This is a genomic window from Paraburkholderia sp. (assembly GCF_049581445.1).
Taxonomy (GTDB): domain Bacteria; phylum Pseudomonadota; class Gammaproteobacteria; order Burkholderiales; family Burkholderiaceae; genus Paraburkholderia.
Genome location: NZ_JBAURZ010000143.1, coordinates 19,627 through 37,381, shown reverse-complemented (window position 1 = coordinate 37,381; position 17,755 = coordinate 19,627). Strand labels below are relative to the sequence as shown.

The window sequence follows — 17,755 nt, the reverse complement described above, 5'->3', positions numbered from 1 at the left end:
AGAGCATTAGTGTCCGGCGGACGGAGGCGGCGGCGCATTCCTGCGCGGCGTTTTCAGGAGCAGCGCAAGCGGTATGCAGGCGAGCAGCGCGATGCCGAGCAGGTAGAAAGTTTCCGAGTAGGTCATCACAATCGCCTGCTGCTGGATCTGCACGCCGAGTTGCCCAAGCGCGCGCATCTGCGAGTAAGCCATGTCACCCGTCTGCGAGAACCAGTTCGCCGCGTTCGCCGCCAGGTTTTCCTGGCCGTTCAGCGAATTTGCGGTGACCGACTCGCGGATCATGGCGGTATGAAACGTCGTGCGCCGATCGATCACCGTACCGATGATCGCCAGACCGATCGAGCCGCCGAGGTTGCGCGCCATGTTGTAGAGACCCGCGGCGTCGCCGGAATCCTCACGTGCCACGGCCGCCATCGACGCCTGATTGAGCGGCATCATCGCGAGCATCTGTGCGACGCCCCGTATCAGTTGCGACCAGACGAAATCGTGCCCGACGCTCTGCGCCGTCAGGTCGATGTCGATCATGCAACTGATCCCATAGAGCACCAGCCCGGTGATCACCAGCAAGCGGAAGTCGACCTTGCCGAGTAGCCGCGGCAGGATGGGCATCATGAGGAACGCTGGCAGCCCGGAAAGCAGCATGATCGCGCCGGCCTGTTCCGCGTTGTAGCCCGACACGATTCCGAGAAACTGCGGCACGAGATACGACACGCCATATAGCGCTGCGCCGACTGCTGAGACGATCACGATCACACTCGCGTAATTCGGATTGCGCATCAGGCTCAGGCGCACGATCGGCTTCTTCGCCGTTATCTGCGAAGCGGCGATCAGCATCATGCCGAAGACCGATACGCAAGTGAGCGTCACGATCATCGACGATTCGAACCAGCGCTCGCGTTGACCTTCCTCGAGCACCACCGTGAGCGAACTGAGACCGATCGCGAGCCCGACGATGCCCAGCCAATCCGCCTTGAAAAACGCCTCCCAATGCGGCCTATCCGAGGGCAGGCCGACGATCAGCAGTGTCATCAGCGCGAGGCAGATCGGCAGATTCATGAAGAAACACCAGCTCCAGCTGATGTTCTCCGCGAGCCAGCCACCGACGACCGGTCCCAACAGCGGCCCAAGCAACACGATCAGGCCGAACATGGTCATGCCGACCGGCATCTGGGACAACGGCAAACGTGTGCGGATGATGGTCTGCGCAGTCGGAATCAGCGCGCCTCCCGTGAAGCCCTGGCCGATGCGTCCGGCGATCATCATCGGCAAGGTGTGCGACCAGCCGCACATCATCGAGAAGGCAATGAACAGCGCTGAGTTGGCAAGCAGGAAATTACGCAACCCGAAAACGCGTGTGAGCCATGCCGCCAGCGGAATCATCACGATTTCCGACATCAGATAGCCGGTCGAAATCCAGGTGCCCTCGGTGCCGGTGGCGCCGATTTCGCCCTGAATCTGCGGCAGCGCGGAATTGGTGATCGAGATGTCGAGTGTCGCCATCAAGGCACCCAGCGCGCCAGCGGCGACGGCGATCCAGTCGCCCACGCTCGCGCGCTCCTCAGCGTGCGGTGCCGCTGGCACTGCGGCGGTCGAGTTAGTCACGATGATTCTCGGCATCGATGCGCGCATCACGATCGCGCGCGGAACGCGTGTCGACATCCACAGTCACCGACAACCCCGGCAACAGCACGCTGCGCGTTTCCGCTCCCGTGTCGATCCGAATCCGCACGGGCACCCGCTGCACGATCTTCGTGAAGTTGCCGGTGGCATTTTCCGGCGGCAGCAGCGCGAATTGCGAGCCCGTACCCGGCGAGAAACTGTCGACTACGCCATGCAGCGTATGACCGGGCAACGCGTCAACGTGCATTTCCACCGGTTGACCGACACGCATCTGACCTACCTGCGTTTCCTTGAAATTGGCCACCAGATAGGTGTTTTGCACCGGCACAACCGTCAGCATGCGCGTGCCAGGTTGCACGTATTGACCGACACGCACGCTACGATCTCCGACCTTGCCGCCCAGGACGCTGCGCACCACCGTGTTGTCGAGATCGAGTTGCGATTGCTGTGCGCTCGCCTGCGCAGCTTCGAGTTGTGCGCGTGCCTGCCCGAGTTGCGCGGTGGCCGAACCGATCTGCGAACGCGCTGCATCTACGGCGGCGGCGTTCGCGGCGAGCGTGGCATTCGCCTGGTCGCGGCTGCTGGTCAATTCGGACAGCTTTTCGGTGGTCTCAGCACCCGTTGCGACGAGCGGGGCGTAGCGCCGCACTTCGTCACTTGCGTGCTGCGCGCTCACGCGCGCCACCTGCTGCTGCGCCTGTGCTTGCGAAATAGTGGCCTGCTGCTGCTTGATCTCGGCCTGCGCACGTTCGATGTCGGCCTTGCGCGCGTCGATCGTGGCCAGCGCCTGGTCCAGCGCGACTTGATACTGACGCACATCGAGGCGCACGAGCGGATCGCCCGCCTTGACGACCTGATTGTCCGAGACGTAAACGTCGGTGACATAACCGGCGATCTTCGGCGCGACCGTGACGCTGTCAGCCTGCAGATAGGCGTCGTCGGTACTTTCGATGAAGCGCCCGACCGTCCACCAGCGCTCCAGCCAGACCGCGCCGACGATCAGCGCGACAATGCCCAGTGCGATCAGCACGGTTCGCCGGGTGGAACGCCGGGTGCCCGCTGCGGGCGGATCGTCGGCCGGAATTGGGCGTGAGGGAGAGCCTGCGGTCGTTGACATCGTATTAGTCCAATTGTTTCCAGTTGGCACAATTATTCCAGTCGCTAAAATTGTGTCAAGTGATATATTTGTGCCGATGTAACGGAGAGAAAGGCATGAACCCCGCAAAGAGACTGCGCCGCCCCTCTGAGGGCGGCTACGCACGCGGCGACGAGACGCGTCAGCGGATCATCGAAGCGGCCATCGAACTGTTTGGCGAACACGGCTTTGAGGGCGCGTCCACGCGTGACATCGCGGCCCTCGCCGGCGTCAACGCGCCCGCGCTGCAGTACTACTTCGAGAATAAGGAAGGGGTGTATCGGGCGTGCGTGGAAGCGCTCGCCGACGATGCGATGAAGACATTCGGACCGGCCATCGAGCATGCACAACAGGTGTTACGCGAGAACGCCGACACACAGGCGTTGATCGATGCCTTTATCCGCGTTCAGGAAGCGATCGCGGACGGCGCCTTCGCAAAAGCAAGCAATCCTGGCCGGCGGATGTTCTTCGCGCGCGAGCAGGCGGGACACGAACCGGAAAGTGCCACGCAAATTCTTGCCTGCCGGATCCGCGAACCGCTAAACCGGACGAGCGCCGCGCTGGTGGCGCGAATCTCCGGGCGCCCTGCGGATGACACCGTCACGCTAATCCGCAACTTCAGCCTGATGGGGCAATTGGTGATTTTTCACGTCGCACATCGCTCGACGCTGTCGGTGCTCGGTTGGGAAGATATCGACACAGAGAAGGTCGACCTGCTCAAGTCGGTCGTACGGGAGCAAACACGCACGCTGCTTGAAGAGTGGGCCCGGGAACGTGACGCGGAGCGCACAGCAGTTGTGCGCTCCAAGAGCCCAGGAAAGGGTTAAAGACGGATGACGTCCAGCACCGCATCGGCAAATGCCTTCGGCGCCTCTTGCGGCAGGTTATGGCCAATGCCGCCGTCGATATTCCGGTGCTGATACTTGCCGGTGAACTTCTTCGCGTAGGCTGACGGCTCAGGATGCGGGCGCCGTTCGCGTCGCCTTCCATCGTGATGGTGGGAACTGCGATGGTCGGTCCGGTAGCCAGACGCGCTTCGAGCGAATCATATTGCGGCTCGCCTTGAGCCAACCCGAGACGCCAGCGGTAGTTATGGATCACTACGGCGACATGGTCCGGGTTGTTGAACGACTCGGCCGAACGGTCGTAGGTCGCATCGTCGAAATTCCATTTCGGCGAGGCCAATTTCCAGATCAGCTTATTGAAGTCGTGGCGGTTTGCTTCGTAGCCCGCATAGCCGCGCTCCGTGGCGAAATAGAACTGATACCACCAGGCAAACTCGGCTTTCGGCGGCAGCGGCTTTTTGTTGGCTTCCTGACTGCCGATCAGATAGCCGCTCACTGACACCATCCCCTTGCAGCGTTCCGGCCACAGAGCGGCAATGATGTTGACCGTACGCGCGCCCCAATCGAAACCGCCAAAGGTCGCCTTCTCGATCTTTAATGCATCCATCAACGCGATGATGTCCACCGCTACTACTGCCTGCTGCCCGTTGCGCGGCGTATCCGCGGACAGAAAGTGCGTCGAACCATAACCGCGCAGATACGGAACGATGACCCGATAGCCAGCGTTGGCAAGGATCGGCGTGACTTCAGCGAAGCTATAGATATCGTACGGCCAGCCGTGCAGCAGGATCACGACCGGGCCGTTCTGCGGGCCCGCCTCTGCGTAACCAATATTCAGTGTCCCTGCGTTGATCTGGCGAATGGTGTCGAACGATGCCAAACGGGTTGTGCCCAACGGGCTGGTCGCAAGCGCATTGGTCTGCGCCTTCGCAAGTCCACTCAAGCCCAACTCAAGCAAACTGATACCCGCAACGGCCGTACCCAGCACAAGGCGACGACGAGTATTAATCTCTTCCGACATCGGTGACTCTCCTCAAAGATTGGACATCCATTAGCCGCACATGCACCGTGCATGTATCGCTTGCTACGCCAGAACATTCTGGCGTTGATGTATTTGAACCCGTGGATGTATCTGGCGTGTGTCTGTCAAGGCGCGCCAACGCAAGGTCATGTAACTGGCGACGTTGTAGACACAGAGCGATACAGAGACGGCGGGGTGGAAGTTCGCGCCCGCCGATGACAAGCAAGCTGTCGCATCCAGCCTGATCAATGCGCTACGGATACTGGGTTGCCGCTCTTCAACACGAGCTTGGCTTCCAGGCCACCTTCGGGACGGTTATCCAACGACAGCACTGCATCCATCGCCAAGGCGAGTTGCCGTGCAATCGCAAGCCCGAGCCCCGTGCCGCCCGTGCCGCGATTACGCGATCCTTCCAGCCGGTAGAACGGCTCAAACACGGCTTCCAGCGACTCAGCCGGAATCCCTGGCCCGCGATCGAGCACAGAGACTGTCACCTGCCCGCCTGGCGAAGCAGCGAGCCTGATCTCAGCCGACCCGCCGAACTTCAGCGCATTGTCGACGAGGTTGCCGACGATCCGGCGCAACGCCTGAGGGCGTGTTACAAGGGCCGTGTCGATGCGCCCGTGCAGCGACACGTCTTTACCGGCATCCACGTAGTCGAGCACGAGGCTGTCGAACAACGCATCCGGGTCGATACGCAGCGGCGCCTCACTGGCGCCGTGCATGGTCCGCGCATACGTGACGCCTTCCTTGACCATCGTCTCCATTTCATGCAGGTCTTGCTGCAGCTTTGCCCCCTGCGAGCTGTCGTCCATCACGTCGACGCGCAAACGCATGCGGGTGATCGGCGTTTGCAAATCGTGGGAGATTGCCGCGAGGATCTGCAGGCGCTCGGTCATGTATAGCCTGATGCGGTCCTGCATGGCGTTGAATGCGCGTGCCGCGCGTGCCACTTCGTCCGGTCCATCCTCAGGCAGGCGCTCCGCTTTCAGGTCGGGCCCAAGCGTATCGGCTGCTCGCGCCAACTGGCTCAGCGGGCGCGTGGCCAGCCGTACCGCGACCCAGCAGCAGGCGGCCAGCACCACCAGTTGCAATACCAGCACCAACGACAACCACGGCGACAGCGGCGTGCTCGGCATGGGTTGATAGTCGATCGTCAGCGGCGTGCCGTCAGTCAGTTGCAGATGAACCTGCAGACGATCCGGTTCACCCGGGACGGCATTGACCGTCAGCGGATACCGCTTGCCAATGCCTTCGTTGATAGATCGCGCCACCTTCGCCGAGAGCTTCGCATCCGGTGGTTGACCGGTCACCCCAGGCCCCAGAATAAAGTGATAGGTACGCCGCGCCAGCCTCGGCACCCATTCGGCGCGCTCATCAGGCGGCAAGTGATCGAGCAGCGCGACCGAACTTGTGACCTCGCGTTCGATGTAACCCATCATCACGTTGGTCATGGTCTGATCCCGCTCAGTCATGGTGAGCCAGACCGAAGCCGTTTGCGCCAGTGCAAGGCTGACAAAGAGAATCAGGGCGAGCCTTGCGAACAGCGTGCGCGGCCAATGCAGCAACGCATTCAGCTTCATTGATTGCCTTCGGTCATGGTAACGGCCGCAGAGAAGACATAGCCTTCGCTACGCAATGTCTTGATGTAACGCGGTTCGCGCGCGGTGTCCTGCAGACGTTGGCGCAAACGGCTGACCAGCAGATCGATCGAGCGGTCGAACGGATCGGCCTGGCGGCCTTGGGTCAGATTGAGCAGTTGATCCCGCGTAAGCACGCGTTGTGGATGGTCGAGAAACACGCGCAGCAAGCGGTACTCCGCGCCGCTTAACGCCACCATCGTGCCTTCGGCGTCGAGCAAATGCCGCGCGGTGGTGTCGAGCCGCCAGTCGCCGAAGCTGATCATCGGCGCGGTTTCGGTCACCTGCATGCCAGGCGGCAGCATCCTCGCGCGGCGCAGCACCGAGCGGATGCGGGCCAGCAGTTCGCGCACGGCAAACGGCTTGGACAGATAATCGTCAGCGCCCATTTCCAGCCCGACAATGCGATCCGTCTCCTCACTGCGGGCCGTCAGCATCAAGACCGGCACCGCGCGAAACTTGCCAGCGCGCAATTCCCGGCACAACACCAGACCGTCTTCGCCAGGCATCATCAGGTCGAGCACGATCAGATCAGGCGCGCCCTGCTCGAGGACCGTCCGCATCTGGCGGCCGTTCGCGGCCAGCGAAACGCGCATGCCGTTCTTCTCGAGATAGGTAGCGATCAGTTCGCGAATGCCGCGATCGTCGTCGACGATCAGCACGTGATCAATGGTTTCCATCAATGAATCGGTCCTTCCGGCGTTTGATGCGCACGCGGCTCACATTGACCAACGTACAGTGCACGGGGTGCGCCATCTCCGCTGCAAGTCCGCCCGCCAGAAAGGCGAGGATCGCCATTAGCCGTCTCATGCATCCTCCACCACGGACAGGCTGGCGCCATTGGCCACGCTGGCCTCCAGCGTATACGGGTCGACGCCTTCCAGGCAACCGATGTTCACGCGCCAGAGCTGGGGATCCTTGCGCGTCTGGTGGAACGGATAAATGCCGCAGTGCTTGCAAAAGTAGTGCTTTGCCGTGCGCGTATTGAACTGATACAGCGTCAGGGACTCCTTACCGCTCAGGATTTTCAGTTCGCCCGCAGCGAACGCCGGCGACATCAGCGCGCCCTTGCGCCGACACAGGCTGCAATTGCATCGCGAAGCCGGGACGAGGCCGGTCCGCACTTCAAATTTCACGCTCCCGCAGTGGCAGGCCCCGTGCAGCAGGTCGATATCCGCTTCCGAGTTCGATTGGGTGCTCGATTGGGTGTTGGATTCCGTGTTCATGTGGCTCTCCGCGTTAGCAATGCCTGCTTTATAGCCCAGTACGCGCGACGCTTTGTATCCCAATGTATCTGCCCTCTCCCCGGACACAAAACATTGCACCCGCGCCCCTCTCGCGACACAAGCCAGATACGAACGGGCGTTCAAATACGGCCATGCTCACCACGGGTATGCCGTCTGTATCCCTCCCTGAAAGGACTCTGACATGTTCTCACGACTCAAAATCGCCGCTACCGTCGGCGTACTCGCCGCGGCGGTTGTAACCAGCGCCCTCGCCATCGCCAGCCTCGTTCCCAATCCCGCGACCGATAGCTTTGCAAGCCGGGCAAACGTCAACCAGACAGCGCCGGAATTCACCGGCATCGATCATTGGCTGAACAGCGATCCGCTGACCATGCAGCACTTGCGGGGCAAGGTCGTGCTGGTCGATTTCTGGACCTACACCTGTATCAACTGCATCCACGTGCTGCCGTATGTGGAGACCTGGAACCAGAAATATAAGGACCAGGGGCTGCAGGTCATCGGCATCCACACGCCCGAGTATCCGTTCGAGCGCAATACCGACAACGTCAAGAAGGCCATCAAGCGCCTCGGCGTGACGTACCCGGTCGCACAGGACAACCACAACGCAACGTGGAACGCCTACGACAACCAGTATTGGCCTGCGTTCTATCTGATCGACAAGAAAGGGCATATCGCCTACACGCATTTCGGCGAAGGTGACTACGACCAGACGGAGGCAAAGATCAAATCTTTGCTGGCAGAAAACCCGTGATTCGTATCGCAATGTATCTAAACGACGCACAGGTACAGAACAATGCAATCCACCGATTTCCCGACACAAGCCAGATACGTTGACCGGTTTAAATACATTCAACGCCGGACGACAGATGCAAGCAACACCGAGGAGCCTGACCGGATTGCACTTTCAGCTCCCCTGGCGCCTTCCTTTTAACTGACTAATGTACGGATAACGACATGAAGAACTCAATCATCGCCTTGGCTTTTGCTGCATTCGCTACAGTTGGCGTTGCCCACGCCGCTAATGTAACCGCCGATCAACAGGACGCTGCACAAACGCAGCAATGGAGCGCCAGCCAATCCGGTGCGATGCAAAAGACGCGCGCCCAGGTTCGCCAGGAACTGGTGGAAGCGCAGAAAGATGGCCAGCTCGCTGCGCTTCGCAAGCTGTATCAGGGTGCCTGATTGTCGGGACACGGGGGTTGCGTAAGGGCTCCAATACGCTCAGCAATCCTCTTGATTTAAGGTCATATCGATGATACGAATTGGCCTGTCGAAACCGAGCACGATCAAGTTCCAGATACAACGCGCAATCGAATGCGGGAGACAGTCTCGCCATCGATTGCGAACCTGGCTTCACCGCACATCGGAGTCTTTGTGTCAGACGATACCCGTCCCCAATCACCGGCCCGCCGACGCTTTGTGAGTGTGGCAGCTGCGGCCGTTGCTGCCGGTTCATTGAGTCAGCTCGCCTTTGCAGAAACGAATCAGTCGATCACCGAAGCGCCCCAACCGTCTGGCGGCGACAAGACGGCGATTCGTCCGCTACGCGTGCATGTTCCCGAAGCGCAACTTATCGATTTGCGTAGACGAATCAAGGCAACGCGATGGCCGGATCGCGAAACAGTCACGGATGATTCGCAAGGCGTGCCGCTCGCGATGATCCAGGAAGTCGCACGCCATTGGGCGACCGACTATGACTGGCGCAAGGTTGAGGCGAAGATAAACTCGCTGCCTAATTTCGTTACCGACATCGACGGGCTGGATATTCACTTCATCCACGTTCGTTCGAAGCATGAAAACGCCATGCCGCTGATCGTCACGCACGGGTGGCCCGGTTCGATCATCGAGCAGTTCAGGATCATCGATCCACTCACCAATCCCACGGCTTATGGCGCGAGCGCGTCGGATGCATTTCATCTGGTCATTCCGTCTTTGCCGGGCTACGGATTTTCAGGCAGGCCTACAGAGACTGGCTGGGGTCCTGAGCGCACAGCGCGCGCCTGGGTTGTGCTGATGAAGCGGCTTGGATACGAGAAATTTGCTTCACAAGGCGGTGATCTGGGTGGCATCGTCACGAATGTCATGGCTAAACAGGCGCCCCCAGAATTGCTGGGCATTCACACCAACTTCCCTGCGACGATTCCACCGGCCATTGCCAAGGCGCTTCAAGACGGCGACCCATCGCCGGCCGGTCTCTCTGACGATGAAAAGCATGCTTACGAGCAATTGAGCAGTGCGGCCAAGAAGCGACGCGCCTATGCATTGGAGATGGGAACCCGTCCGCAAACGCTCACCGGACTGGCCGACTCACCCATTGCGCTGGCAAGCTGGCTCCTTGATCACGGGGATGGGTATATCCAGCCGGCGGCGGCACTGACCTCGGCGGTGTATGGGCGTGACGTCAATGGAGAATCTGCGGGCGCACTGACACTCGACGACCTCCTCGACGACATCACGCTGTACTGGCTGACGAATACAGGCGTGTCCGCGGCGCGCTTCTATTGGGAGTCGCACTCCAACTTCATTGCCGCCGCTGACGTGTCCGTCCCGGCTGCGATCAGCGTGTTTCCTCGCGAGAACTATCAAGCTCCACGGAGTTGGACCGAGCAGGCCTATCACAACCTCATCTATTACAACCGTCCCGACAAAGGCGGACACTTCGCGGCGTGGGAACAACCCCTGTTGTTCGCCCAGGAGGTTCGTGCCGGTTTGAGGCCGCTGCGGACGTAATGGATCGGCGGTCACGTCGAACTGGCGCGTGACGCTTCTGATCGCCTGTATGATATTGCGCTGTGTCCGCTCGAAGGCGCGCGAGCGTGGTCCGCCTGGGTCGCGTATCGCCCGCTGACGCGACGCGGCGCAAACGCACTCATTCACGCTGAACCAGAGGAAGACCGCCATGACGGCCGCAACGCAATTCGATCAGGTTTCCGTTATCAAACGAGCCAACGTTTACTTCGACGGCAAGTGTGTCTCGCACACCGTCCTCTTCGCTGACGGCACGCGCAAGACACTCGGTGTGATCCTGCCAGGCGCGCTCAACTTCGGCACCGACGCGCCGGAACTCATGGAGGTGCAGGCCGGACAATGCCGCATCCGCCTCGAAGGCAGTGACGAATGGAAGACGTACAGCGCGGGCGACTCGTTCTCGGTGCCCGGCAAGAGCCGCTTCGATATCGACGTGATCGAAACGCTCGATTACGTCTGCAGCTATCTGTAAAGACAGGCGGGAAAGTGAATGGACATTGTCTGGCCGCCAGGCGATGTCCCATCCGGACCGACGCCCCTCACGCGCCTGGTGGGTGGCTAACGTTCGACCTGCTCTGCTGCAATGTCCTCAAGCGATCTCCCGCGCGTGGGCACCCCCATGAGCAGCACAGCCATCGCACCGATCAGCAGCACAAGCGTCGTCGCACCGAACACCCCGGCGAAACCCAGCGGCGGATAGACGTAGCCGACAAGGATAGGCGCGGCAATCGCGCCCAGCCGGCCAATTGATGAAGCGAGCCCCGTGCCGGTTGCGCGCACGTCAGTGGGAAATACCTCCGGCGTATAGGCATACACGCCGGCATAGGTGCCGTTCATGAAGAACGAAAGCAGAATCCCCGATACCATGATCCCGGTGTCCGTACCGGTCAGTGCCAGTCCGAGTGCAGATATTCCGCCTAATATCATGTACGACGAGATCGTCGCCTGCCGGCCGATCTTCTCGTTGAGCCACGCGCCTGAGAAGTACCCTGGGATCTGTCCAAGATAAATCACGAGCGAATACGAAAAGCTCCGCGTAATCGTCATGCCGCTCTGAACCAGCAAGCCGGGAATCCACGTAAAAAAAGCATAGTAGCTGAACGTGATGGATAGCCACATCAGCCATGTCATTGCAGTAATCCGCGCCAGCTTCGCCGACCACAACGCCTTGACGTTCGCCACAACCGATGCGCGTCCCGCTGCACGCGGCACGTACCCGTCGCGCAAGGGAACCGGCGGCTCTAACTGCAGACCCGCCTTCGTCGCTTCGGCCTCCATCTGCGACACGATCGCATCGGCCTCCGCGTGACGCTCGCGCACCTCGAGCCAGCGCGGCGATTCTGGCAACGCCCGGCGCCACCACAGCAACATCAGGATCGGTAGCGCCGTGATGACCATGACCACTCGCCACGCGTCAGGTGCCAGCGGGATCACCAGATAGCCAAGCAACGCGGCCGCCACAAAACCAAACGAGAAAAACCCCGCGAGGCTGCCCGTGAAACTCCCACGATAGCGACGCGCCACGAACTCCGAGAGAAACGGCGCGACGATGGCGCTTTCCGCTCCCGTTCCCAGGCCGGCCACAATGCGCGTGGCGAGAAAGAATCCCCAATCGTTCGCCAATGCGCTGGCAAGCGATGCGGCACAGTAAATCACCAACGCATACATCATGACCTTGCGCCGGCCGATGATATCGCCCAGCATGCCCGCCAGCATCGCACCGACGAAATAGCCAATGAACGTGCCGCTTCCGAGTACGCCTGTCTGTACGCTTGTCAGCCCCCATTGCGCACGTAGCACCGGCAACAGGAAGGCGAGGACGGCAGCGTCCATTGCATCGAAGGTGTAGCCGAGCCCGCCCATCAACAGCAGGCGACGGTGAAAACCTGAAAACGGCAAGCGCTCGATGCGGGCGGAAATCATCGACATAGGCAGACTCCAGAATGGGCTAGGCGCTATAGACGCAGGTTCACAACCTCATGCATGTTCGAGTTCGTTGACGAAGATCCGGCCATCCTTCATCACCAGCGGGATATGGTTGCCCTGACCTAACAGGCAATCGACAGACTTCAGCGGATTGCCATCAACCACCAGCACATCGGCATGGGCGCCTGGCATGATTCTGCCAAGCTTATCCTGCATGCCGAGCACTTCCGCACCAATCAGGGTCGCGCTCGCGATCACCTCTGCTGGTGCCATGACTTCAGCCAGAATCCGGAATTCGTCGCTTTGCAGACGCTGGGCCTCGCCGAGCAGGTCGGTGCCGAAACCCATCTTGACCCCAGCGCGCTTCATGATTTCGATCGACCGCATGCCGGCTCCATGCACGTCCTCGACCTTGGCAATGCTCGCCGGCGGCAGGCCGTATTTTTCGCCCTCGCTTGCAAGGGCGTCGTAGGTGACGAGTGTGGGCACGACATACGCGCCGTACTCGGCGACGAGGCGAGCGGTCTCGTCGTCAATCAGATTACCGTGCTCGATCGTGCGCACGCCACAACGCACAGCACGCGCGATTGCGGCTGCCGTATAGGCATGGGCCAGCACATAAGTGCCACGCCCTTGAGCCTCCGCGACAATTGCGCGGATCTCGTCTTCGGAATAACCGAATGCGCCGACAGGATCGGTCGGCGATGCAACACCGCCCGACGCCATAATCTTGATCTGGTCGGCGCCCATCTGCAGTTCTTCGCGTACGGCGCGGCGCACTTCATCGACCCCGTCTGCGACGCGGCCAAGCGCACCCACACGAACACAGCATCCGCAGGGTGAATCGGGCGGCATGTAGTCGGAGCGGGCACGGGCATCGGCATGGCCGCCTGTCTGACTTAACGCGCGGCCGGATACGAAGAGCCGTGGACCTTCGATCAGCCCTGACTCGACCGCCTGCTTGAATGGATGGCCCGCACCACCTGCGTCACGCACCGTCGTGAAGCCGCGACGCAGCATGGCGCGCATGATCGGCACGGCGCGCAAGGTAACAAGCACGTTGGGCAGCGTTGCGACGCGCGGAAGATTGAATTCGATTGCAACAACATGCACATGCAGGTCGATCAGACCCGGCATGATCGTTTTACCTTTGACGTCAATGACGCTTGCACTGCTGCTCTTGATTGGCTTGTCGGAGACTTCGCGGACGAAGCCATTCTCGATGAGGACTTCGAAACCTTCCTGCAGATCGGGAAGGGTGGGATCGAGAAGCGAGCCGTTGCGTAGGAGAAAGGCGGTCAAGATTTGCTCCCTCAGGTTTCGCTGACAGCGCCCGGCATCCGGGCTGCCATCAAGTATGCAGGCTTGTTGGTGGAGACGCTGCCAGGATATTCATCAGGATCGGTTCATTACGTATCAGGTTTGAAAAAATCTTCCCATATATTGACCTGTGGCGCATCACAGTTGCGGCCGCGCGAATGCCAATTCATCGCGGCTGTGTACAGCACAACGCACACGCGGAACACGCAGAATAACTGCACGGGGTCATTCGACGCCCGGCAGCTACGCCGTTTCCTTTCGAATGAGAACTCTACCGATTTGTTCCGCCGTCTATGCCGCGAATCTTCGCCGCGCGACTACCATTCACGTTTCCACGCCGCCTGCGGCGCGTTCCTGCCATCGGGGGCTGTTCCATGAGTCTGATCATTCGCTTGTTGCTTTTGCTTTTTACCAGCCGTGGCCGAAGCAGGCTGCATGTGCTCGACACCTGCGTTACGCCTTTTCGCGTCTGGCTGAACGACCTCGACGTGTTGCTGCATATGAACAACGGCCGCTACTTCACGATCCTCGATCTGGCGCGCGTCGATCTGATGATGCGTAGTGGCTTGTGGCGGCAATTGAAGGCACAACGCTGGTATCCCGTTGTCACCCTGGAAACGATGCGCTTTCACCGCTCGCTCGAACTTGGTGATCGCTATGACGTCCAGACCCGCGTGATCGGCTGGGACGAAAAGCACATCTTCATCGAGCAAGGGTTCGTGCGCGATGATGTGCTAGTGGCGCTGTCCGTCGTGCGAGCGCGGTTCCTGAAGCGAAGTGGCGGCATCGTGACGACTGCCGAGTTGATGCAACTGTCGGAGGTGACGCAGCCGTCGCCAGTGTTGCCTGAGTGGGTTGCGCGCTGGAGCGAGGCGGAAGGAGGCATGACGGCGCCTTGATCTTCTTTCGCACGGACAGACGTTCAGTCCGTTGCAGACGCTGAACGCTGGTTGCCCGTTCAGGTGCGAAGCAGGTATTCCATCGGAGTACTTGACCCCCAGCGGGGCTGATCTTCCAATACCGCGAAACCCATTGCAGCGTAAAAACCGACTGCGTTCGCCGACGAGTTCACCCGGACGTACGGTCTCACCTCGTTTGACGCGCACTTCAAATGCACGCACTCCTGTGGGTTATCCAATGACAGCCGCAGGTTCTTTAAGACATTTTGAACGACGGCTATTTTCTCTGCTTCCTCAGCGCGCACGCTCGTGTTGATCACCTGGATCATCATTTGTTCGAGTTCGCGCTCGTCAGATGTCTGAACCTCTTGTATCAGCATAGAGTCCCTTTCGATCTGTAGAACCGGCATGTTGGCCAGATGCCGCGGAAATGGAGTTGATCGTTGCTCGCGCGCAAGGTTGACGTGAGATCAACCTTCGCCGCAAGTTTTAGTGAATCGGCCGAGTGCCGATTGTGGACGATCCGGGTGGCGATGTCGAACTGTCCCGGTGGCCACCCGACGCTCAGCGATCAAGCGGCATGAACGAGTTGCTGTAAGGCGATTTGGCCGTTCTGTCATAGTAGGCTGGCATGATGCATGATCGCCTGTCCGGCACTTACTGCGCCTCGACCAGGGAAGAAAAGACCGCCCGGGCGAATTTTTCCCGTGTAGCCTATGCGCATGCCCCGTCGTGCACTTGCACTCCATACCACCCACGCAGGACAACAAGGAATCGAGCCCATGAGTTTCGTGCACTTTATTGGCGGAGAAAAAGGCGGGGTAGGGAAGTCGCTCGTCGCCCGTGTTCTGGCGCAGTACTTCATCGATCGCAATGTGCCGCTTCTCGGCTTCGATACTGACCGCTCGCACGGCGCGCTACTGCGCTACTACGGAGAATTCACCGCTCCCACCGTCCTCGACGACCACGACAGTCTCGACCCGGTGATCGAACACGCGCTTGAACAACCCGAGCGCCGTATCCTGGTCGACCTCGCGGCACAAACGCAGCAATCGGTTTCGAAGTGGTTCGACGACTCCGACGTGCTCGGCATCGCGCAGGAAAGCGGTATCGCGCTCACGTGGTGGCACGTAATGGACGCTGGGCGCGACTCGGTCGACCTGCTGCGGCAATGGCTCGACCAGTTCGGTGGCAAGTTACGCCTCGTGATCGTGCTAAACGAAATCCGTGGCGAACGCTTCGAACTCCTGGAAGCATCAGGCGAACGGCAGCGCGCGGAAGCGCTGGGTGCGACCTTCGTTTCGCTGCGCCATCTGCCCGACGCGACGATGCAGAAAATCGACCAGCGCAATTCGAGCTTCTGGGCTGCCGCGCATCATCCGGATCGCGCAAGCACAGGTCTTGGCATGCTGGAGCGTCAACGGGTGAAGGTCTGGCTCAATCGCGTCTATGAGGAAATCGACAAGATCGCGCCCTAACCGGTCAACGGAAGGGATGCGTCGATGACAAGCAGCACTTGTCAGTTGACGAACACCCCGTTCGTCGATATTGTTCAGTCCATGGCCGATTCAGAATTCATCCATCCAGGCATTACCGTCCGGCAGAACTGTCTGGAGCGGTTCAATTTGACCGTCACTGAAGGTGCGCTGGTGTTGGGCGTCAGTCGTCAGGCTTTAACGAACCTGCTGAGCGGCAAGGCAGGCATCTCACCCGAGATGGCTTTGCGGCTCGACAAGGCATTTGGCGGCGGCGCGGAAACCTGGTTGCAAAGGCAATTGCTTCACGATCTCGCCAAGGCACGCCTGCGGCTCGACGAACTCAACGTCGTGCCCGTGGTGTCCACCCAGCAGCCGGCGCTGTTCTAGGCGCTGGCTACTTGACGATCGGCACGACCCGCATCACTGGAATTAGCCGCTGCACCCATTAGCAAAAAGTTCGCCTGAACCCGCGTGCAATCGCGGGTTTGCTTAGTCTCGTCCTATTTAATTAGCATGCCTGATTTTATCCATTCGACATACGTCGAAGGCCCTGTTGCGCCCCGGCGTTTTTAAGCCGGCCGTGAAAGCCAATCAACTGCCTATGCGCTGAGAGTGAGTATGCCGAATAGCCGTCGCTTTTATCTGTTTCTCGTCGGGAGTTTTTGTGCAAGCTTTGGTGGCTGGATTAATTTCCTCGCGATTCTGAACATCGCTACTTATCGGTTCCAGGCCACCCCGTTCGATCTGGTCATTTTGAGCGCGGCGCTACTCGTCCCGCCCATCTTGCTCACTCGTGTCATTAGCCAGGTATGCGGTCGTTATTCAAGCACGCGGGTGATCGTCACCGCGCTGGCACTCACGCTGTTCACGACGGCAGCGCTGTTGTGGATCGGCAACTTCGTGGCCTTTCTCACGGTGGTGGCGTTCAAATCGGCAGCACTCGGTTTCACAGACCCTGCGGAGACCCGTTACGTCACCACGAACGTCGAAGACGCTCAGCAAGGCCGCGCGTTCCGGCTTCTCAGTCTGGCGCAGAGCATGGCCAAGATCTGCGCGCCCGCAGCCGGCGGCATCGTGGCCGCATGGGCTGGCGACAACCGCACAGTGCTTGTTTCGCTTGTGTTCATCGCCGCGGCGATCGTATTGATGGCGGCGTCGGCAGCGCGGGTACAGGCGACACCCGAAGCCGCAGGCAAAGACACTGCCCCGCGCGCCACTTTCACCGGCGCAATCGTGCCGCTCCTGCTCTGCGTCGGCATTTCCTTCGCTCTGGGCGCGGCGATCAACAACCAGTTTCCGTTGATGCTCAGAAACCAGGGCTTCGACAAGTCAGTGCTCGGTATCGTGGTGTCGTGTTCCGCGCTTGGCGGCATGCTCGGCAGTCTGTTGCCGACGGCACGCCCCGCACAGCGCGAAGGTCTGGGCGCACTCCTCTTGCCTGTGTTCGTGACGTCGGGTGTATTCGTCGCGATGGGCGGCATCTTCCGTCTTCCGCTGCGGCCTGCTGAGCTTCTGCTGGCGATGGCGTTCTTCGCGACCGGCTTCGTTGGCGCGCGTTTCCGGATCGAGTGCCGCCTTTTCATTGCGCGCCGACTTGCGAATCAGGTCGCAAGCGCCAGTGCAGCGCTTCAATCCACGGGCATGTTCATGCAGTTCGTCGCGCCCTGCTTCGGTGCGGTGCTGACCAGCATCCTTTCTACGAGCGAGGCATTTATCGTGTTGGGCGGTATCTCATCGCTTTGTCTCGCGGCGGTGGCCATGCGTTATGGCAAAGAGCCGCGCTCTGTTGAACCTTCGCCAGCCGTTGTTCCCGACTGATGCCTTCGTGGCAGTCGTCGCGCGATCGAGACGGGTGCCGTCCCCGCCGACGTTGATC

At 60.2% G+C, this 17,755-nt stretch carries 18 protein-coding genes and 1 pseudogene; 9 read left to right on the top strand and 10 right to left on the bottom strand.

The window, feature by feature from the left end; genetic code table 11:
- Nucleotides 1–6 precede the first annotated feature (6 nt).
- Both WCA85_RS13415 and WCA85_RS13410 read right to left on the bottom strand, forming a co-directional pair.
- Nucleotides 7–1,617 carry an MDR family MFS transporter gene (locus tag WCA85_RS13415; RefSeq protein ID WP_424064620.1) on the bottom strand — a complete coding sequence of 537 codons (1,611 nt, stop codon included), beginning with the start codon at nucleotides 1,615–1,617 and terminating at the stop codon, nucleotides 7–9.
- Nucleotides 1,595–2,737, bottom strand: coding sequence for an HlyD family secretion protein (locus tag WCA85_RS13410; RefSeq protein WP_424064569.1), 1,143 nt, complete (start codon nucleotides 2,735–2,737; stop codon nucleotides 1,595–1,597). The genes WCA85_RS13415 and WCA85_RS13410 overlap by 23 nt, the downstream gene beginning before the upstream one ends.
- A 95-nt stretch (nucleotides 2,738–2,832) precedes the next feature.
- Between WCA85_RS13410 and WCA85_RS13405 the strand changes: the two genes are divergently transcribed.
- Nucleotides 2,833–3,582 carry a CerR family C-terminal domain-containing protein gene (locus WCA85_RS13405; RefSeq protein ID WP_424064568.1) on the top strand — a complete coding sequence of 250 codons (750 nt, stop codon included), beginning with the start codon at nucleotides 2,833–2,835 and terminating at the stop codon, nucleotides 3,580–3,582.
- Here the strand turns inward: WCA85_RS13405 and WCA85_RS13400 are convergent.
- From WCA85_RS13400 to WCA85_RS13380, 5 genes and pseudogenes are all read right to left on the bottom strand, one after another.
- Nucleotides 3,579–4,621 (bottom strand): annotated as a pseudogene (locus WCA85_RS13400) (alpha/beta fold hydrolase). The gene WCA85_RS13405 and the pseudogene WCA85_RS13400 sit on opposite strands and share 4 nt — an antisense overlap.
- A 245-nt stretch (nucleotides 4,622–4,866) precedes the next feature.
- Complete coding sequence (locus WCA85_RS13395; RefSeq protein WP_424064566.1) at nucleotides 4,867–6,204, bottom strand: sensor histidine kinase; 1,338 nt, start codon at nucleotides 6,202–6,204, stop codon at nucleotides 4,867–4,869.
- The gene (locus WCA85_RS13390) at nucleotides 6,201–6,941 is read right to left on the bottom strand and encodes a response regulator (protein ID WP_424064564.1); all 741 of its coding nucleotides are present in this window, start codon (nucleotides 6,939–6,941) and stop codon (nucleotides 6,201–6,203) included. The genes WCA85_RS13395 and WCA85_RS13390 overlap by 4 nt, the downstream gene beginning before the upstream one ends.
- On the bottom strand, nucleotides 6,928–7,059 hold the full coding sequence (locus tag WCA85_RS13385; RefSeq protein WP_424064562.1) for a hypothetical protein: 132 nt from the start codon (nucleotides 7,057–7,059) through the stop codon (nucleotides 6,928–6,930). Before WCA85_RS13385 ends, WCA85_RS13390 begins: the two co-directional genes overlap by 14 nt.
- 8 nt (nucleotides 7,060–7,067) lie before the next feature.
- Nucleotides 7,068–7,487 carry a GFA family protein gene (locus WCA85_RS13380; RefSeq protein WP_424064561.1) on the bottom strand — a complete coding sequence of 140 codons (420 nt, stop codon included), beginning with the start codon at nucleotides 7,485–7,487 and terminating at the stop codon, nucleotides 7,068–7,070.
- Nucleotides 7,488–7,689: 202 nt separating this feature from the next.
- Here WCA85_RS13380 and WCA85_RS13375 point away from each other — a divergent pair, with 202 nt between their 5' ends.
- From WCA85_RS13375 to WCA85_RS13360, 4 genes are all read left to right on the top strand, one after another.
- Nucleotides 7,690–8,259 (top strand): thioredoxin family protein, encoded by a 570-nt coding sequence (locus WCA85_RS13375; RefSeq protein WP_424064559.1) that lies wholly within the window; start codon nucleotides 7,690–7,692, stop codon nucleotides 8,257–8,259.
- A gap of 203 nt (nucleotides 8,260–8,462) precedes the next feature.
- The gene (locus WCA85_RS13370) at nucleotides 8,463–8,690 is read left to right on the top strand and encodes a DUF4148 domain-containing protein (protein ID WP_424064557.1); all 228 of its coding nucleotides are present in this window, start codon (nucleotides 8,463–8,465) and stop codon (nucleotides 8,688–8,690) included.
- A gap of 192 nt (nucleotides 8,691–8,882) precedes the next feature.
- Nucleotides 8,883–10,238: an epoxide hydrolase family protein gene (locus WCA85_RS13365; protein WP_424064555.1), complete on the top strand. Its 1,356-nt coding sequence runs from the start codon at nucleotides 8,883–8,885 to the stop codon at nucleotides 10,236–10,238.
- A 169-nt stretch (nucleotides 10,239–10,407) separates the two neighbouring features.
- Nucleotides 10,408–10,728 (top strand): pyrimidine/purine nucleoside phosphorylase, encoded by a 321-nt coding sequence (locus tag WCA85_RS13360; protein WP_424064553.1) that lies wholly within the window; start codon nucleotides 10,408–10,410, stop codon nucleotides 10,726–10,728.
- A gap of 86 nt (nucleotides 10,729–10,814) precedes the next feature.
- On the opposite strand, the gene WCA85_RS13355 is transcribed toward WCA85_RS13360, so the two are convergent.
- Both WCA85_RS13355 and WCA85_RS13350 read right to left on the bottom strand, forming a co-directional pair.
- Nucleotides 10,815–12,185 (bottom strand): MFS transporter, encoded by a 1,371-nt coding sequence (locus WCA85_RS13355; protein WP_424064552.1) that lies wholly within the window; start codon nucleotides 12,183–12,185, stop codon nucleotides 10,815–10,817.
- 48 nt (nucleotides 12,186–12,233) lie between these two features.
- Nucleotides 12,234–13,484 carry an amidohydrolase family protein gene (locus WCA85_RS13350; RefSeq protein WP_424064550.1) on the bottom strand — a complete coding sequence of 417 codons (1,251 nt, stop codon included), beginning with the start codon at nucleotides 13,482–13,484 and terminating at the stop codon, nucleotides 12,234–12,236.
- Between the two features lie 392 nt (nucleotides 13,485–13,876).
- Between WCA85_RS13350 and WCA85_RS13345 the strand changes: the two genes are divergently transcribed.
- Nucleotides 13,877–14,401 carry a thioesterase family protein gene (locus tag WCA85_RS13345; RefSeq protein ID WP_424064548.1) on the top strand — a complete coding sequence of 175 codons (525 nt, stop codon included), beginning with the start codon at nucleotides 13,877–13,879 and terminating at the stop codon, nucleotides 14,399–14,401.
- A 59-nt stretch (nucleotides 14,402–14,460) separates the two neighbouring features.
- Here the strand turns inward: WCA85_RS13345 and WCA85_RS13340 are convergent, their stop codons facing one another.
- Nucleotides 14,461–14,781 carry a hypothetical protein gene (locus WCA85_RS13340; protein WP_424064546.1) on the bottom strand — a complete coding sequence of 107 codons (321 nt, stop codon included), beginning with the start codon at nucleotides 14,779–14,781 and terminating at the stop codon, nucleotides 14,461–14,463.
- 402 nt (nucleotides 14,782–15,183) lie between these two features.
- Here WCA85_RS13340 and WCA85_RS13335 point away from each other — a divergent pair, with 402 nt between their 5' ends.
- The 3 genes from WCA85_RS13335 (at nucleotide 15,184) to WCA85_RS13325 (ending at nucleotide 17,697) form a co-directional block, all read left to right on the top strand.
- Complete coding sequence (locus tag WCA85_RS13335; protein WP_424064544.1) at nucleotides 15,184–15,879, top strand: mobilization protein; 696 nt, start codon at nucleotides 15,184–15,186, stop codon at nucleotides 15,877–15,879.
- Nucleotides 15,880–15,960: 81 nt separating this feature from the next.
- The gene (locus WCA85_RS13330; protein ID WP_424064618.1) at nucleotides 15,961–16,266 is read left to right on the top strand and encodes a HigA family addiction module antitoxin; all 306 of its coding nucleotides are present in this window, start codon (nucleotides 15,961–15,963) and stop codon (nucleotides 16,264–16,266) included.
- A gap of 231 nt (nucleotides 16,267–16,497) precedes the next feature.
- Nucleotides 16,498–17,697 (top strand): MFS transporter, encoded by a 1,200-nt coding sequence (locus WCA85_RS13325; protein ID WP_424064542.1) that lies wholly within the window; start codon nucleotides 16,498–16,500, stop codon nucleotides 17,695–17,697.
- Nucleotides 17,698–17,755 lie beyond the last annotated feature (58 nt).

Excerpts from the sequence above, each read along its gene's own strand:
- WCA85_RS13380 (WP_424064561.1), bottom strand. The coding sequence starts at position 7,487 with ATGAACACGGAATCCAACACCCAATCGAGCACCCAATCGAACTCGGAA.
- WCA85_RS13410 (WP_424064569.1), bottom strand. The coding sequence starts at position 2,737 with ATGTCAACGACCGCAGGCTCTCCCTCACGCCCAATTCCGGCCGACGAT.
- WCA85_RS13395 (WP_424064566.1), bottom strand. The coding sequence starts at position 6,204 with ATGAAGCTGAATGCGTTGCTGCATTGGCCGCGCACGCTGTTCGCAAGG.
- WCA85_RS13405 (WP_424064568.1), top strand. The coding sequence starts at position 2,833 with ATGAACCCCGCAAAGAGACTGCGCCGCCCCTCTGAGGGCGGCTACGCA.
- WCA85_RS13345 (WP_424064548.1), top strand. The coding sequence starts at position 13,877 with ATGAGTCTGATCATTCGCTTGTTGCTTTTGCTTTTTACCAGCCGTGGC.
- WCA85_RS13385 (WP_424064562.1), bottom strand. The coding sequence starts at position 7,059 with ATGGCGATCCTCGCCTTTCTGGCGGGCGGACTTGCAGCGGAGATGGCG.
- WCA85_RS13415 (WP_424064620.1), bottom strand. The coding sequence starts at position 1,617 with ATGCCGAGAATCATCGTGACTAACTCGACCGCCGCAGTGCCAGCGGCA.
- WCA85_RS13340 (WP_424064546.1), bottom strand. The coding sequence starts at position 14,781 with ATGCTGATACAAGAGGTTCAGACATCTGACGAGCGCGAACTCGAACAA.
- WCA85_RS13330 (WP_424064618.1), top strand. The coding sequence starts at position 15,961 with ATGGCCGATTCAGAATTCATCCATCCAGGCATTACCGTCCGGCAGAAC.
- WCA85_RS13355 (WP_424064552.1), bottom strand. The coding sequence starts at position 12,185 with ATGTCGATGATTTCCGCCCGCATCGAGCGCTTGCCGTTTTCAGGTTTT.
- WCA85_RS13335 (WP_424064544.1), top strand. The coding sequence starts at position 15,184 with ATGAGTTTCGTGCACTTTATTGGCGGAGAAAAAGGCGGGGTAGGGAAG.
- WCA85_RS13375 (WP_424064559.1), top strand. The coding sequence starts at position 7,690 with ATGTTCTCACGACTCAAAATCGCCGCTACCGTCGGCGTACTCGCCGCG.
- WCA85_RS13370 (WP_424064557.1), top strand. The coding sequence starts at position 8,463 with ATGAAGAACTCAATCATCGCCTTGGCTTTTGCTGCATTCGCTACAGTT.
- WCA85_RS13390 (WP_424064564.1), bottom strand. The coding sequence starts at position 6,941 with ATGGAAACCATTGATCACGTGCTGATCGTCGACGACGATCGCGGCATT.
- WCA85_RS13360 (WP_424064553.1), top strand. The coding sequence starts at position 10,408 with ATGACGGCCGCAACGCAATTCGATCAGGTTTCCGTTATCAAACGAGCC.
- WCA85_RS13325 (WP_424064542.1), top strand. The coding sequence starts at position 16,498 with ATGCCGAATAGCCGTCGCTTTTATCTGTTTCTCGTCGGGAGTTTTTGT.